This window comes from Nocardia sp. XZ_19_369, from assembly GCF_015355715.1.
Classification (GTDB): domain Bacteria; phylum Actinomycetota; class Actinomycetes; order Mycobacteriales; family Mycobacteriaceae; genus Nocardia.
In genome coordinates, this window is record NZ_JACVED010000004.1 from 68,829 (window position 1) to 83,423 (window position 14,595).

12 protein-coding genes are annotated in these 14,595 nt (G+C 66.3%); 7 read left to right on the forward strand and 5 right to left on the reverse strand.

Features of this window, described 5'->3' with window-relative positions; all coding sequences use genetic code 11:
• Positions 1–569: 569 nt before the first annotated feature.
• Positions 570–1,715: a hypothetical protein gene (locus IBX18_RS15715; protein ID WP_194834413.1), complete on the forward strand. Its 1,146-nt coding sequence runs from the start codon at positions 570–572 to the stop codon at positions 1,713–1,715.
• Positions 1,716–1,819: 104 nt separating this feature from the next.
• Here the strand turns inward: IBX18_RS15715 and IBX18_RS15720 are convergent, their stop codons facing one another.
• Entirely contained in the window at positions 1,820–2,140 is a 321-nt protein-coding gene (locus IBX18_RS15720) for a hypothetical protein (RefSeq protein WP_194834414.1), read from the reverse strand.
• A gap of 262 nt (positions 2,141–2,402) precedes the next feature.
• Between IBX18_RS15720 and IBX18_RS15725 the strand changes: the two genes are divergently transcribed.
• Together IBX18_RS15725 and IBX18_RS15730 are read left to right on the forward strand one after the other, a co-directional pair.
• Positions 2,403–3,251, forward strand: a complete 849-nt coding sequence (locus IBX18_RS15725; protein ID WP_228541240.1) for an SDR family oxidoreductase — start codon at positions 2,403–2,405, stop codon at positions 3,249–3,251.
• Entirely contained in the window at positions 3,248–3,733 is a 486-nt protein-coding gene (locus tag IBX18_RS15730) for a DUF1772 domain-containing protein (RefSeq protein WP_228541241.1), read from the forward strand. The genes IBX18_RS15725 and IBX18_RS15730 overlap by 4 nt, the downstream gene beginning before the upstream one ends.
• Here the strand turns inward: IBX18_RS15730 and IBX18_RS15735 are convergent.
• Both IBX18_RS15735 and IBX18_RS15740 read right to left on the reverse strand, forming a co-directional pair.
• On the reverse strand, positions 3,711–5,216 hold the full coding sequence (locus tag IBX18_RS15735; protein WP_194834416.1) for a SulP family inorganic anion transporter: 1,506 nt from the start codon (positions 5,214–5,216) through the stop codon (positions 3,711–3,713). The genes IBX18_RS15730 and IBX18_RS15735 overlap by 23 nt on opposite strands.
• A gap of 210 nt (positions 5,217–5,426) precedes the next feature.
• Positions 5,427–6,053 (reverse strand): glyoxalase, encoded by a 627-nt coding sequence (locus IBX18_RS15740; RefSeq protein WP_194834417.1) that lies wholly within the window; start codon positions 6,051–6,053, stop codon positions 5,427–5,429.
• A gap of 168 nt (positions 6,054–6,221) precedes the next feature.
• Between IBX18_RS15740 and IBX18_RS15745 the strand changes: the two genes are divergently transcribed.
• Complete coding sequence (locus IBX18_RS15745) at positions 6,222–7,556, forward strand: glycosyltransferase 87 family protein (protein WP_228541243.1); 1,335 nt, start codon at positions 6,222–6,224, stop codon at positions 7,554–7,556.
• Here the strand turns inward: IBX18_RS15745 and IBX18_RS15750 are convergent.
• The gene (locus tag IBX18_RS15750; protein ID WP_194834418.1) at positions 7,511–9,223 is read right to left on the reverse strand and encodes an ABC transporter ATP-binding protein; all 1,713 of its coding nucleotides are present in this window, start codon (positions 9,221–9,223) and stop codon (positions 7,511–7,513) included. The genes IBX18_RS15745 and IBX18_RS15750 overlap by 46 nt on opposite strands.
• The gene (locus IBX18_RS15755; protein WP_194834419.1) at positions 9,220–11,040 is read right to left on the reverse strand and encodes an ABC transporter ATP-binding protein; all 1,821 of its coding nucleotides are present in this window, start codon (positions 11,038–11,040) and stop codon (positions 9,220–9,222) included. Before IBX18_RS15755 ends, IBX18_RS15750 begins: the two co-directional genes overlap by 4 nt.
• A gap of 132 nt (positions 11,041–11,172) precedes the next feature.
• Here IBX18_RS15755 and IBX18_RS15760 point away from each other — a divergent pair, with 132 nt between their 5' ends.
• The 3 genes from IBX18_RS15760 to IBX18_RS15770 all read left to right on the forward strand — a co-directional run bounded on the left by IBX18_RS15760 (position 11,173) and on the right by IBX18_RS15770 (position 14,536).
• The gene (locus IBX18_RS15760) at positions 11,173–11,919 is read left to right on the forward strand and encodes an alpha/beta hydrolase (protein ID WP_306796273.1); all 747 of its coding nucleotides are present in this window, start codon (positions 11,173–11,175) and stop codon (positions 11,917–11,919) included.
• A 121-nt stretch (positions 11,920–12,040) separates the two neighbouring features.
• On the forward strand, positions 12,041–13,498 hold the full coding sequence (locus IBX18_RS15765) for an AMP nucleosidase (RefSeq protein ID WP_194834420.1): 1,458 nt from the start codon (positions 12,041–12,043) through the stop codon (positions 13,496–13,498).
• A gap of 555 nt (positions 13,499–14,053) precedes the next feature.
• Positions 14,054–14,536 carry a hypothetical protein gene (locus tag IBX18_RS15770; RefSeq protein ID WP_159080665.1) on the forward strand — a complete coding sequence of 161 codons (483 nt, stop codon included), beginning with the start codon at positions 14,054–14,056 and terminating at the stop codon, positions 14,534–14,536.
• Positions 14,537–14,595: the final 59 nt, after the last annotated feature.

Genomic DNA, 14,595 nt, shown 5'->3' on the forward strand with positions numbered 1-14,595 from the left:
AGATTCCCCTCCCGGGTTTCACATGCTTCCGATACGCCGCGCAGCCAAATGCAGTCACGGCCACGGCGCAGGCAATCCGGTATCGAGTCCCACTTCAGGGTACTAGCGGCGCCGCCACCCTGGCTCCCCCGATCGGGGGTACCGCACCGCAGCGCCCATGCAGGTCATCGCCCTCTATCACGACCCCTTCCGCATCGCCGCGACCCCGACAACCCCTTCGGCGGCGCCCACTCGGGACGCCACACCGACTCTGAAAAGCTACCGCATGGAATCACTTAGGGGGTACGGAGTGGCGCATCTGCGACGGGTTTCCACGAAGGTATACCGGGGACCCGATGGCCTGTAGATCACGGTCGGCGCCGCAAGTGAGGCGGCGGCCGAAGGTGCTGTTGCCGGGCAGGGAGTGCGGCGCCGTCGGGGTGTCGAGCAGGACATCGCCCATCCATCCGCCGGGGTTATAATGTCCGGCAGATCAATTCCGAAGTTTGGGTCGAAACGTGAAGTCGAGAAATGCTGAATTTACTCGGCTCAGGGGGCTCGACCTGAGAATAGTCCGGCTCGGTCTGCGGATGCCGATGCAGTTGCTGTGGCGCGTAACCGGACCTGTGAGCCACGATCTGCTGGCGGTGATGCACCGCAATCTCCTTGCCGGGCCGCTCAATCGGCAGGTGCGCTTCGCGCGAGTTCCCTTGGCAAGGCCCATCTGGTCGCCATCGACGCAGGCCAACCCGGTACGGGTGTCACCGGTGGCACTGCGTGCGACCGAGATCTTGGATTGGGCTGACGATGCCGCCGCCGTTGATCTCGATGTAGTCGGTGGTCGCGGTTGGGAACTCACCGCTGCCGCCGTGGATGACGGTACATCGATAGTGTCGTTGGTCTGCTCGCATGCGCTTACCGATGGGCAGGGGTTGTTGGCGGCTCTGCTGCTCGCCGCACATAACGAATACCCGGTCGCGCTCGGCGCAGTAGGGCGGCCAACGATCACGGCGGATGTGATGGACGCCGTGCACGGCGGAATCCGGGACCATGGACGTTTGGTCATTCTGTGGGCCAAGGCATTCCGGGCGGCGCACCGTAAACGAGGCAATGCTCTCGCACCGATGGGCACAGATGACCGGTCCGAGAGCGTTCCCGTGCGATCGACAGTCGCGGTGCAGGTCGACACCAACGCAATTGATCGGATCGCGGCAATGCACGGAGGTACGGCTACGAGCCTGATGCTGGCCATCACCGCAAACGTGGCCCGGCGCGTTCGGGGCGAGGTCGGTGCCGGAGATGCCCTTTCTGTGGCAGTGCCCGTCAGTCTTCGGGTGCCCGGCGATCAGGCGCTGTCGAACGTAATGGCCATCGCGACAGTAGTTTTCGAGGTGCAAGATGCCAGATATACCGACCTGGCAGATGTCAGACAGCGCAGCAAACTCGCGTACGCGCGCGTGTCCGCCCGCGATACGGGCCTGGCACATTCGGATGCGGGGTACTCGACTGTGGGCGTGCTTCCGGCCGAAGTGCGGGAAGCATTCGGGCCCGCATTAGGCGTAATCGGCCGTGCGACATCTGATTCAGGCCTGCGACCCGGCCATGTCTTCGCCTTCACGGGTTGGGGCGACGGCACGACGTCATTGTGGTTCCAGGCAACCGGCATCCAGCTGGACCGCAGCATCGTCACCGATGAGTTCGATGCCTGGGGCCTCGCCGTGATTCGCTGGTGGTGAGCGATCGCGAAAGTGGTGCGGCCGCCGCCGCATCGCCTTCGTCAGCTGGCTCGACGGTCCTCCTGTTGCTCGGTGCGGCGGGAAGCGCTGTGTGAACCGTTGTTTCAACGGGTTTTGCCGGAGAGGCGGGCTAGGACGGCTAGGCCGGTGTCGCGGATGAGGCCGTCGAGGTCGTCGATCAGTTGTTGGACCTGGGCGCCTGCGGTGCGGAAGTGTTGGGGGGTGGGGTCGGGGTGGTCGAAGACTTCTTCGAGGTGGTGTAGGCGTAGGCCTACATCGAAGAGGTGGCGGACCAGGCGGGCGTCGACGTCGGCGAATTCGGTTGAGTCGATGGGTAATTCGGCTTCGAGGCGCAGGGACTGGCGAGGGGTCCGGTTCCGGGGCGGCGTATTGATGGGGCCATCTGGGTGCGACGTAGCGGCCATCGGAGTCTCCTGGTCCGGGCGAATCGAAGCGACCGGTATGCATCCGCGGCACCTTTCTCGACTCGCGGACATACGGATCCCACCTTACTCTCGCTCAGAGCGGATGGCTATCAGCCGAGGTGGGCTCGACGGGTTCGCCGCTGAGCGGTCTTGATCGCGTTGGCTTTCAAGTGAATTCGCCAGGCCGACGGGATGTTACGTAGGCCATACGATATGAGTTTCGAATCAATATGTTACGGTTCTCGTACTATCTGACTCTCGAATGGATTTCATCATGTACCTGGTGACCGGAGCGACCGGCGTCGTCGGACGCCCACTCGTTGAAGCACTGCTATCGGAAGGCGCCGAGGTTCGGGCGGTGACCCGCGCTCCAGCGGATGCCGGCTTCCCCGAAGGCGTGGAAACTGTTGCACCCGAGGCGATTCGATCAGCAATGCAAGGTGTTCACGGGCTCTTCGTCCATCCCCGCGCCGCCGGGAACGACACCGAAAAACTCCTGCGACTGGCCGCCGACGAAGGCGTGCGAAAGGTGGTCGTCATGTCGGCGATCAACGTCGACGACGACCCCGACCACCAGCCCTCGCGCTGCAACGGCGACCGTAACACCGAGGTGGAGCGTGCGGTCACGGAAAGTAACCTTCCGTGGGTTGCGGTGCGACCCAGTTCTTTTGCGATGAACACACTCGGAATGTGGCGTGGTCAGGTCGCACTCGGCGACACCGTCCGAGGTCCCTACGCCGGCTTCGCGGAGGCGGTGATCCACGAACGTGACGTCGCCGAGGTGATCGCCCGTGCGCTCGTGGACGATTCGCTGCTCGGTAGAAGAATCCCCATCACCGGACCAGCGGCCCTCAGGTTCGACGAGATGGTGCCGATCATCGGCGCGGCGATCGGCAGGCCGCTGCGATTTCAGGAGGTCCCGGCCGACCTGGCTGCCGAAGCCATGATCCGAAATGGCCTCGACGAGCGGTTCGTTCGGACCTTGATGGCGCGCTACCAGCGCGAGCTGGCGCGGCCGGCGACGGTCAGCACCGAGGTCAGCACGATCGTGGGCCGCCCCGCCCGTACCTTCGCCACCTGGGTCGCCGACCACGCGGGGGCATGGTCATGACGAACTACTCCCGCTTCGCCAGCGTGCTGTTCGCCGGGCTGTTCGCCGGATTCCTCACCGGCGTAGCGGTTCTGGAGTTCTCCCTGCGCGGATTCGATGGCACGGTCTACACGCAGGTCAGGCTGGTCGAGCTCGATTCCCTGGACAAGCTGGCCGTCGTCACGCTGCTACCCGCGGTGCTGAGCACGGCGGTAGCGGCCTACCGAACGAACACCCGCTGGGCGACCGTGTCCGCACTCGCGCTACTCGTCTTCGTCTTCGGCCTCACGCTGCTGATCAACCTGCCGATCAACGCCGACCAGCTCGAATGGAACGCCCAATCCCCGCCCGCCGACTGGTCCGAGGTGCGGGACCGCTGGCAGCTCGCGCACGCCGTCCGAACGGCCGCCGCGATCCTCGCCTTCGGCATCCTGGCCTACACCGCGTCCCGGCCCAGCCGGGCCGATAGCGGCAAAGGGATCACAGCGCGACGTGGCCGCTGAGCCGTTCATGCCGTTCTCGCGACGCCGCATTGAGCCCGATGATCTCCACCTGCTTGCCCTTGGCACGGTATTTGTGGGTGATGGCGTCCAGGGCGGCGACGGTGGAGGCGTCCCAGATGTGGGTGTCGCTCATGTCGATCACGATGTGGTCCGGGTCGCCGACGTAGTCGAACTGGGTGACCAGGTCGTTGCTGGAGGCGAAGAACAGTTCACCGCGCACCTTGTAGGTGCGGATGTCGGCGTCGGGCACCGGGGTTACCTCGGTGAAGTGGGCGACGCGATGCGCGAACGCGACCATGGCGGTGAGCACGCCGACGATGACGCCGATGGCGAGGTCGGCGGTCACCACGGTGACGACGACCGTGAGCACCATGACGAGGGTTTCGGCGATCGGCATGCGCCGCAACGTCTTCGGCGCGACCGAATGCCAATCGAGGGTCGCCACCGACACCATGATCATGACCGCGGCCAGCGCCGCCATCGGAATGCGCGCGACCAGATCGCTGAGTGCGACGACCAGAACCAGCAGGAAGACGCCGGCCAAGAAGGTGGAGATGCGGGTGCGTGCGCCCGCGATCTTGACGTTGATCATGGTCTGGCCGATCATGGCGCAGCCGCCGATCCCGCCGAAGAAGCCGGTCACGATATTCGCCACACCCTGTCCCCAGGATTCACGCGTCTTGTTCGACGGCGAGTCGGTGATGTCGTCGACCAGGCTCGCCGTCATCAGTGACTCCAGCAAGCCGACCAGGGCCATCGCCAGCGCGTAGGGCGCGATGATCGCGAAGGTGTCGAGGGTGAAAGGGACGTCCGGGAACATCAGTGTCGGCAGGCTCGACGGCAGCGCACCCTCGTCGCCGACCGTGGGCAGATCCAGTCCGAATACCAGGGCCACGGCGGTGAGCACGACGATCGCCACCAGCGGCGCGGGCACGACAGTGGTGAGCTTGGGCAGGAACACGATGATCAGCAGCCCGGCCGCGACCATCGGATAGACCAGCCACGGCACCCCGAGCAGATGCGGCAATTGTGCGCTGAAGATCAGAATCGCGAGCGCGTTGACGAACCCGACCATGACGCTGCGCGGTATGAACCGCATCAACTTCGTCACCCCGGCCACGCTCATCGCGATCTGAAACACCCCGGCAAGCAACACGGTCGCGATCAGGTATTGCAGCCCGTGCTCCTGGACCACCGGCGCGACGACCAACGCCGTCGAACCCGCCGCCCCGGAGATCATCGCGCGCCGGCCACCGGTGATCGCAATCGTGACCGCCATGGTGAACGACGCGAACAGTCCCACCTGCGGATCCACCCCGGCGAGGATGGAGAACGAGAGGGCCTCCGGGATCAATGCCAGCGCGGTGACCAGCCCGGCCAAGACCTCGATGCGCAGCCGCGTCGGACTCCGCAGTGCGGAGAGGACAGTCCCGTCGGCACTGCTCGTTCGTTGCGCGGTGCTCACGAGGGGCGCTCCGTTCATGGTCGTGCCCCACTGGACACAACCGAGCGAGCAAGGTCGGGTCGGGGGGGAGAGGACGGACCCTCGAAAAGGATCTCGGGCGGCACCGGCCGGGCGGCATTGCCCGTGCGTCGGTGCTCAGCTATCGCTCAGCACGAACAACCGTACTCGCCGCCCATGGCCGAGTGGCAAGCCGAGACGGCCACGACGTGGCCTACATCTCAGCGCCGGTCAGATCGTCTCCCAGGCGAATCCGTCGGGATCGGCGAACGGAGCGGCATTGCTGACGATGGCGAAGCGGTGCGAGCCGGTGCCTTCCTCGGGGACGCCCGCGTCCTTGGCGGCGGCACGGCGGCCGTAGAGCGCGAGCTTGATCGCGGCGGCCGGGGCATCGAATTCGACGTATTTGCTGCCGAAGCTCTTCGCCACGGTCAGGCCGTGGTCGGCGTAGAACTGCTTGGTCGCTTTGACGTTGTCCACGCCGAGCAGCACGACGAAATCGTCGACCTCGCGGGTGGCGGGGCCGGTGTCCTTCTTCGAGGAGGTCGCGATCTTCCAGAGGGCACCGTCCGGCGCCTGGATGACCCCGCCGTAACCCCAGAAGCTCTTCTTGGCCGGCTTCACCGTGGTGGCGCCCGCCTCGACCGCGGTGCCGATGAGGCTGTCGACGGTGCTCGGCTGCGACACCACTAGCGACAGGATGTAGCCGCGGAAACCGCTGGTCGGCGCCTCGGAGGTGCGGAAGCGGAGCTTGTCGCCGAGGCCGAACGCGGCGGCGTAGAAGGCCGCGGCGGCGGTGGCGTCGGGCACCTCGAGGAGGACGGAGTCGATGGTGATCTGTTCAGTGGTGGTGTTCATGGCACTAACGCTATGTGCCGGATAGCGCCCGGCGCTTCTCGATTCCTGACCGGTGTGCCGAGCCGGTTGCGGGCGTACCGGGTACCCAGTTGCGGCTGCGGTGGAAACAGCGCGGAGCTGCCACTAGCGTGGGTTGGCGCGAATGGAGTCCGATAGCTGGGAGTGGGTTTGTCGACATCGACGATCGAGCACACCGAAACGTCGTCCGCGCCGAACGTGCCCCGCAGCATCGCGCCACCGGTGTGGTGGACGATCGTGCTCGCCGGGGTGGTCGCGGGCGCGTACTACCTGGTGCAGGTGCTCGAGCATCGGCAGGTGATGCTGCACCTGATCGACCTGAGCGTTTATCAGATCGCCGGCGACCGGGTGAGCCACGGGGTTTCGGTCTACGACAGTCCGTTGCTCGGGAACACCCGCGGCGTCTGGGAATTCGTCTACACGCCGTTCGCCGCGGTGCTCTTCGTGCCACTGCGCTGGCTGCACGGTGATCTGTACACCGTGCTCGGCGGCTTCGGCAATTTCGCCATGCTGGCCGCGACCTGCTGGGCGGCGCTGTCGATGCTCGGCTACCGGCGAGAGCCGCGGCTGGCGATGGCGGCCGTGTCCATCGCCGGATTGCTGCTGTGGTGCGAGCCGATCCGCCAGACCATGGCGTTCGGTCAGATCAATATCTTCCTGCTGCTGCTCGTGATAGCGGATATGGCGTTGCCCGACCACTCGCGCTGGAAAGGCGTGCTGACCGGTATCGCCGCCGGTATCAAACTGACTCCCGCCTTCTTCGTGCTCTACCTGCTGGTCACCCGCCGCTATCGAGCCGCGGCGACGGCGGTGGGCGCGTGCGCCGCGACGCTGGTCCTCGGTTTCGCCGTGCTGCCGAAGGACTCCGTGACGTTCTGGGGCGGCGCGTTCGTCGACCCGGCCCGCGTCGGCGTGCCCGCGAACCTGTCCAACGAATCGCTGCGCGGCATGATCGCTCGCTCCGTCGGAGTCGACGGCGCACACCAATTGCTGTGGCTCGCAGGCGCGGCCGCGATGGCGGTGACCTGCCTGTACCTGGCGCGGCGGCTGTCACAGACCGGGCGCGAACTCGCCGCGGTGGTGTGCGTCGGTGTCACCATGACGGCGGTCTCGCCGTTCAGTTGGGTGCACCACTGGGTTTGGCTCGCACCCCTTTTGATCTGCCTGGGCGACCTGGCGCTGCGCCGCGGCGGTCTCGTCACACCCCTGGTTTTCCTGGCGACGGCCCTCGTCACCTCCGGCGGTGTCCTCGCCTTCCTCGATCCCACCCTGGTCAGCATCTTCGACTACGCCGCCCGCGCCCACCCGACGGTGCTCTATCGCAATGCCTACATCTGGCTCACCGTGGCACTTCTCGCGGGCACCGCCCTCGCGCTGCGCCGATCGATAGACACGGAGCAAGCGCGTGCCTTCCTGTCGACTGGGCACGGGCGAAAACCTCAGTCGCCCACCGGGGCCAGTGAAAGGTTCCAGAAGTCGGCGTAGCGTCCGCCGCGCTGCAGCAACTGTTCGTGGCTTCCTTGCTCCACGATGCGGCCGCCGTCCAGGAACACGATGTGGTCGGCGCGGCGCACGGTGCGCAGGCGGTGGGCCACCATGACCACGGTTCGGCCGGCCATCAAGCGTTCGATTCCTTCGTGCACGGCCGCTTCGTTCACTGGGTCGAGTGCGGAGGTGACCTCGTCGAGCAGGACGATGGGTGCGTTTTTGAGGAGCGCTCGGGCGATCGAAACGCGTTGACGTTCACCGCCGGACAGTAGTGCGCCGCCTTCGCCGACGTTCGTCGACCAGCCGGCGGGCAGTCGCTCGATCACTTCGTCCAACCGCGCGGCGCCGGCTGCTGCGCGCACGTCGGCCTCGTCGGCGTCGGGGCGGCCGAGGCGCACGTTGTCCTCGATGGTGCCGTCGAAGAGGTAGACGTTTTGGAAGACGATGGCGATTCGCGCCATCAGTGCCTCGGTGCTGATCGAGCGGACGTCCACCCCGCCGACGCGCACTGCGCCCTTGTCTACGTCGTAGAACCGGGCGAGTAACCGGAGCAGCGTGCTCTTACCCGCGCCGGAGGGTCCGACGATGGCGAGCCGCTGACCCTCGGGCAGGGACAACGACACGTCGTCGATCAGGGTGCGGTTGTTCTGCCGGAAGGTGATCGACGCGAACTCCAGGTCATGGGCCACCGGCTGGATCGGGTCGTGGGGTTCCGGCAGCGGCTCGGTGCGCAACACCGTGTCGAGCCGGATCAGTTCCGCCCGCGCGCCGCGCAGTTTGCCGCCGATGTCCGACAGCGACAGCAGTGGATCGGCGCAGCGGGCGGCGAGGACCAGGGTCGCCAAAAGCTCTGCGGCGCCGAGGGTTCCGCCGAGGGCGAGGTAGGTTCCGAGGATCAGCAGCGCGGTGAACATCGCCTGCACGGCGAAAGCGAGGCCCACTGCGCCGGGCAGTGCCGACAGTGTCGAACGGCGGGCCGCCCGCTGGACGTCGCGCAACGAGTGGTCGAGCAACTCGAAGCGTTCCCCGGTCCGGCCGCCGGCCCGCAGCACCGGCTGCGCCTGGAGGAATTCGATGACCCGCCCGGACGCGGTGTGGCTGCGTTCGGCGGCCTCGGCGTCGGTGACGGCCATCGATCGGGCGGTCCAGATCTGGACCGCCACCACGACCGGAGCGGCGACCAACGCGGCAAGGCCCAGCTGCCAGTGGAAGGCGAGCAGCACGACAACGATCGTCAGCGGCGTCACCGAGGCGGAGACGAAGGGCCCCAGCAGATGTGCCGCCACACTCATCGCTTGTAGCAACCCGCGGCTGGCCAGGACGGACACCTCACCGACCCGGCCGCTGCTGTACCAGCCGATGGGCAGCCGGGCCAGGTGATCACCGAGCCGGTGATACATCCCGCGCAACAGTGCGGCGCCGACCCGGAAGCCGGACAAGTCACTGCGGTAGCGCAGGATCGCGTAGCCGGCGACCGCTGCCCCGAACGCGATCAGCCAGGGCCACGCGTCGGCGGGTGTGCTGCCGAACAGGGCACGCAGCACAGGAATCAGCAGCGCGTAGGACAAACCTTCGGCCACTGCGGTGATCGTCATCAGCGCCACGGTGCGACGCATCGGCCGGGCGTACTCGCTGCCCAGCACCCGCAACAGCATTCGGATCATCGGAGCTCGTCTCCTTGTCGTGCGACACTCTCGATCGCGCAGTGGTGGGATCGCCAGAACTCGGCGAACTTTCCGTTCTGTGTCAGCAATTCGGCAGGCCTGCCACGTTCGACGATCGCGCCCTCGGACAGCACGACGACCATGTCCGCGTCGGCGACCGTCTCCAGGCGGTGGGCGATGACGAGAATCGTCCGATCGCCCGCCAGCGTCGCCAGCGCGCCGCGCACCGCCTGCTCGGTCTGCGGGTCGGCGAAGGCGGTGGCCTCGTCGAGCACCAGGACCGGCGCGGCGGACAGTAGTGCCCGGGCGAGCGAAACCCGTTGTGCCTCACCGCCGGACAGTTCGACATCGGTGCCGATCACCGACTCGTAGCCGCGCGGCAGCTCGAGAATTCGCTCGTGGATGTTCGCCAGCTTGGCGACCCGGACCACCTCGTCGAGGTCGGCCTGCGGTACCGCGAGCGCGATATTGTCCGCGATCGAAGCGCGCAGCAGCCGAACATCCTGGAAGACGAAGGAGACGGTCCGGTAGAGCTCCCGGCTACCGAGCTCGTGCAGATCGACCCCGCCCAGGATCACCGCGCCGTGCGTTGGGTCGAAGAACCGCGGCAACAGCTGAACCAGCGTGGACTTCCCACTGCCCGACGGCCCTACGATCGCGGTGACCGTCCCCGGCTCGAGCACCAGATCGATGCCGCGCAGCACCTCGTTGCCGGGTGCGTAACCGAATCGAACGTCCCGCAGTTCCACCCGGTGCCCGTTCGGTGTGACCGGATGCGCGGGCTCCGGAAGTGGCTGTACCGCAAGCACATCCTTGATCCGGCCGAGTGCCCGCCCGGCGGTCTGCATGTCGTCGAACCCGTGGCCCAGCGCGGCCACCGGCGCGGTCAGGCCGAGGCCGAGCAACAAGAAGGGCAGCAGGTCGGCGGGGGTCATCGAGCCGTTCGTGACCAATGCTGTGCCGCCGATCAGCACGACGAGCAGCACGAACGGCGGTGAGAGCGCCAGCTGCATGCCCGCCGCGATAGCCGAGACGCCGCGCACCCAGCGCAGGAAGGTATCTACGAAATCGTCTGCGGCGGTGCGGAATTTACTGTGCGCGCGCCCGGATTCGCCGAAGGCCTTGACGACCGAGATGCCTTGCACGAACTCGACGACCGAGCTCGCGATCCGCCCCATGGCCGTATCGAACTGCGCCTGCTCACGCTGCCGGGTCGGCGTCATCATCAAGGGCACCAACGCTATTGCCAGCAGTACCGGGATGAGCGTGATCAGCGTCAGCCGCCAGTCGATGGTGAACAGGTAGACCAGCGATACCAGCGGCACGACGAACGCGGAAACCAGTTCGCCGGGGGCGTGCGCGATGAACGGGTGTACGGCACTGACATCCTCACCGACCACCTTCGCCAGCTCACCGGTGCGGCGCTGGGCGAACCAGCCGATCGGCACCCGGCCGAGTTGCGCGGCCAGCTGCCTGCGCAACGACAACTGCACCTGACTGTCGAGCAGGTGCCCGAGGCCGGACGAGGCGGCCGTGAACAGCAGCCGGACGAACAAGCCCGTCGCACCCGCGAACACGACCGCCCAGACATGTCCGTGCTCGATCGGACTGGGCGACAACAGGATTCGCCCCAGTTCGATGACCGCGAGCAACGGCGCCAGGCCCGCGACCGCGCCGATCACCTGAAAAATCAGCACGGCAGCAAAGCTCGTGAGATGCGGCCGCAACAGTCTCGGAATGCTCTGGCCCGCTGCGGAATCGGCATCCGGTGGTGGTGTGGACTGCTGTCTCGCCTCGGCAAGGTCGATCGCGGTCATCGTGCTCCCGTTCGGTTTCTATACGCGTATAAATAAAGTACCTCGAGTACTCGTGACAGGCCATAGATCCCTCGTTCGAGGGGGTGGACGCACGGACTTTGATAACTTGCCCTCGAGACAGGGAGGCGGCCGGTGACCGATACGGACCAGCAGAGTTTCGACTACCAGGAACGGGCAGCGCTGGACCGACTGCTCCGGGAGAGTGGAGACCCCGGCACCGTCATCTCCTACGGCCCGGACCCGGATCAGCTGGCGGAGGTCTTCGGCGAACCCGGACCCACCGTGGTCCTCGTGCACGGCGGCTACTTTCGCGAGACCACCGATCGAACCCACGCTCGCCCGCTCGCCCGCGCCCTGGCCGAGGCAGGTGCACACGTCTTGCTGATGGAGTATCGGCGTACGCCCGGAGACCCTATGACCGCGGTCGCTGACCTTGATCTACTCGAATCGCGCTTGACCGAGCCGGTGCTGTGGGTCGGTCATTCCGCAGGCGGGATGCTGGCGCTGACCCGGGCTTACGAGCGCCAGGCCGCCGTCCTCGCCCTGGCTCCGATCGCCGATCTCGCGCGCGCCACCCGGCTGAACCTGGGCGACGGCGCGGTGACGGCCTGGATGGGCGGGACTCCCGAACAGCAGCCGCGCCGATATGCGGACCTGGATCCGCAAGTACGGCTGTCGTCCAAGCCGCCCGGTGTGCTCCTGGTGCACGGCAGCGACGATCAGACCGTGCCCGTCGCCTTGAGTCAGGACAGCCCGGCCGAATCGGTGGTGCTCCCGCACATCCACCACTTCGATCTCATCGACCCCGAATCCGAAGCCTGGCCCGCGCTATCGGAATTGGTGCGCTCGGCCTTGCATCGGCTGCCCCCCGCGCGCTGAACTGTCGCGGCCGGTCATCGGAGCCCTTCGGTGTACTTCGGACCGGCGCGAGCACCGGCTCGTCGGCACGGTGAAATACGGTGTCCCTACGACGGCTAACGACAACGACGCAGGGAGACACATGCCGAGTCGGCAACCAACCACCTCGTTGACCAGCGCGGACGCCTTGGACCAGCTGGAAACGCGCTACCAGCAGTCCGTCGCCGCATTGCGCGATGCGATACGCATCTTCGTCGAGAACGGCACGGTGCCCGACGACGCCGCCCGCGCCGATGGCCTGTTCGTCTATCCCGAACTGCGGATCAGCTGGGACGGCGACGCGCCGACGAAGAACCGCTCCCGCGCCTGGGGCCGCTTCACCAGACCGGGCAGCTACGCCACCACGGTCACCCGCCCCGACCTGTTGCGCCATTACCTGACGGAACAATTGGAGATGATCGAGGGCGATTACGACGTGCGGATCGAGGTGTCGCCGTCCCGGCAGGAGATTCCGTTCCCGTACGTCATCGATCGCACCGAGCTCGCGCTGGACAGCTCGATGGCCGCGGTGATGGCGCGATATTTTCCCACCACCGACCTGGCCAGCATCGGTGACGAAACCGCCGACGGCATCTTCAATGCCATCGACACTCTGCCGCTCAGTCATTTCGACGCGCTGCGGACCGATTTCTCGCTGGCACGGTTGCAGCATTACACCGGAACGCCGGTGGAGCATTTCCAGCCGTTCGTGCTGTTCACCAACTACACACGGTATGTCGATGAGTTCGTGCGCTGGGCGTGCGCGCAGATCGCCGACCCGGACAGTCCGTACGACAGCCTCTCCTGCGCGGGCGGCACCGTGATCGATGCCGAAACCGTCGGCACGGCAAGCACTTCGGATGTCGCGTGGAAGAAGCATCAGATGCCGGCCTGGCATCTGCGCTCCGCCGACCGGCGCGGTATCACGCTGGTGAACATCGGCGTCGGGCCGTCGAACGCGAAGACCATCTGCGATCACCTCGCGGTGCTGCGCCCGCACGCCTGGCTGATGATCGGCCACTGTGGTGGTCTGCGGGAGAGCCAGGCGATCGGCGACTACGTGCTGGCCCACGCGTACCTGCGCGACGATCACGTGCTGGATTCGGTACTGCCGCCCGACATTCCGATCCCCAGCATCGCCGAGGTGCAGCGGGCGCTGTACGACGCCACCAAGATCGTGAGCAACATGCCGGGTGAAGCGGTGAAGGAGCGTTTGCGTACCGGCACCGTCGTCACCACCGACGATCGGAATTGGGAGCTGCGGTACTCCGCGTCGGCGCTGCGGTTCAACCTCAGCCGGGCGGTCGCCATCGATATGGAGAGCGCCACGATCGCGGCGCAAGGATATCGATTCCGGGTGCCCTACGGCACACTGCTGTGTGTCTCGGATAAGCCGTTGCACGGCGAGATCAAACTGCCGGGGCAGGCGAACCGCTTCTACGAAGGCGCTATTTCCGAACACTTGCAGATCGGTATCCGCGCGGTGGAATTGCTGCGTGCCGAGGGCGATCGGCTGCATTCGCGCAAGTTGCGCACCTTCAACGAACCGCCCTTCCGGTAGTCGCGCGGCTCAATCCGTCAGCGTCTCGGGTACGGGAACCAGTGGCGTGCTCTCGCGATACGCCGCCACCAGTTCCCGGTGCTCGAGACGCTGACGCCGGGCGGGCAATGCGGAAGTGGTCGAGGATGGGGCGCTGGACCGTTGAGTGGTCGGGCCCTGGAGCGGTGGTTGTGCGGCATGTCGGGTGCGGGCGTGGCTGATCTGGTCCGCCGCCCACCTGGCGGCCGATCGGGGTCCATTGTGATCCGACGTGATCAGGGCGTGATCGGGCTGTGATCGCCTGTGTCGCTGTTAATCAGCCCTCAACTCGATTTTAGAATTCGACTTAGAACTCGTGGGTTGCTGTGCCGAGTTCTACCCTCGAATGCGGGATCAACAATCTGGTGGCACCGGCGAGCAAGGCCACCCGACCAACGTTGCTCGGTGGTCCCGATATGTAGCTCGAACTCGGCAGCACCGAGCCTGTGCCTTTGGGGGACAGGCGATCCGACACGCGATCGACCACTCCGAAAGAAGCGTCTCATGGGTAAGCACAGCGCACCTAGCAAAAATCAAATGCCGGCCCGTTTGGCAATTTTGTCGACGGCAACGTTGATCGGCTTGGGCATCTCGGCCAATACCGGTGCGGGACAGGCTGTCGCGGAATCGACGACGACCACCACGGCCAACCCGAGCGATCACGTTGCCAAGGTTCCGGCGAAGCGGGTCAAGGCGGCGAGCGGGCAGCAGGTCAGCAAGCAGACCGGTCAGCACAGCCACACGGTTCGTGCCGCGAAGCCGCCGAAGAAGAAGCAGCCCGGCGCGGGCAAGCCGAAGGCCAAGCCGGCACCCTCGCAGGATCCGTTGGCGCTGCTGAACAGCGGCAGTGCCGCGCTCGGCGGGTTGGCCAAGAGCCTCGAGACGGGCAGTGCCGCCATCACGCCGCTGGCGAAGGCGCTCAGCACCGGCAGCTCGGCAGTCACCGGGAGCGCGGCGTCCGGCAGCAAGGCGGCAGGCGGGCTGGCCCCACTGCTCGGCCTGCTCACCGGCAGCGCCTGATCCCGAGCGCCACGCGGCGGCCAACCAGCAACCAGAAGGCATTTCATGGGTAAGCACAG

Excerpts from the sequence above, each read along its gene's own strand:
- IBX18_RS15715 (WP_194834413.1), top strand. The coding sequence starts at position 570 with ATGCCGATGCAGTTGCTGTGGCGCGTAACCGGACCTGTGAGCCACGAT.
- IBX18_RS15720 (WP_194834414.1), bottom strand. The coding sequence starts at position 2,140 with ATGGCCGCTACGTCGCACCCAGATGGCCCCATCAATACGCCGCCCCGG.
- IBX18_RS15725 (WP_228541240.1), top strand. The coding sequence starts at position 2,403 with ATGGATTTCATCATGTACCTGGTGACCGGAGCGACCGGCGTCGTCGGA.
- IBX18_RS15730 (WP_228541241.1), top strand. The coding sequence starts at position 3,248 with ATGACGAACTACTCCCGCTTCGCCAGCGTGCTGTTCGCCGGGCTGTTC.
- IBX18_RS15735 (WP_194834416.1), bottom strand. The coding sequence starts at position 5,216 with ATGAACGGAGCGCCCCTCGTGAGCACCGCGCAACGAACGAGCAGTGCC.
- IBX18_RS15740 (WP_194834417.1), bottom strand. The coding sequence starts at position 6,053 with ATGAACACCACCACTGAACAGATCACCATCGACTCCGTCCTCCTCGAG.
- IBX18_RS15750 (WP_194834418.1), bottom strand. The coding sequence starts at position 9,223 with ATGATCCGAATGCTGTTGCGGGTGCTGGGCAGCGAGTACGCCCGGCCG.
- IBX18_RS15755 (WP_194834419.1), bottom strand. The coding sequence starts at position 11,040 with ATGACCGCGATCGACCTTGCCGAGGCGAGACAGCAGTCCACACCACCA.
- IBX18_RS15765 (WP_194834420.1), top strand. The coding sequence starts at position 12,041 with ATGCCGAGTCGGCAACCAACCACCTCGTTGACCAGCGCGGACGCCTTG.
- IBX18_RS15770 (WP_159080665.1), top strand. The coding sequence starts at position 14,054 with ATGCCGGCCCGTTTGGCAATTTTGTCGACGGCAACGTTGATCGGCTTG.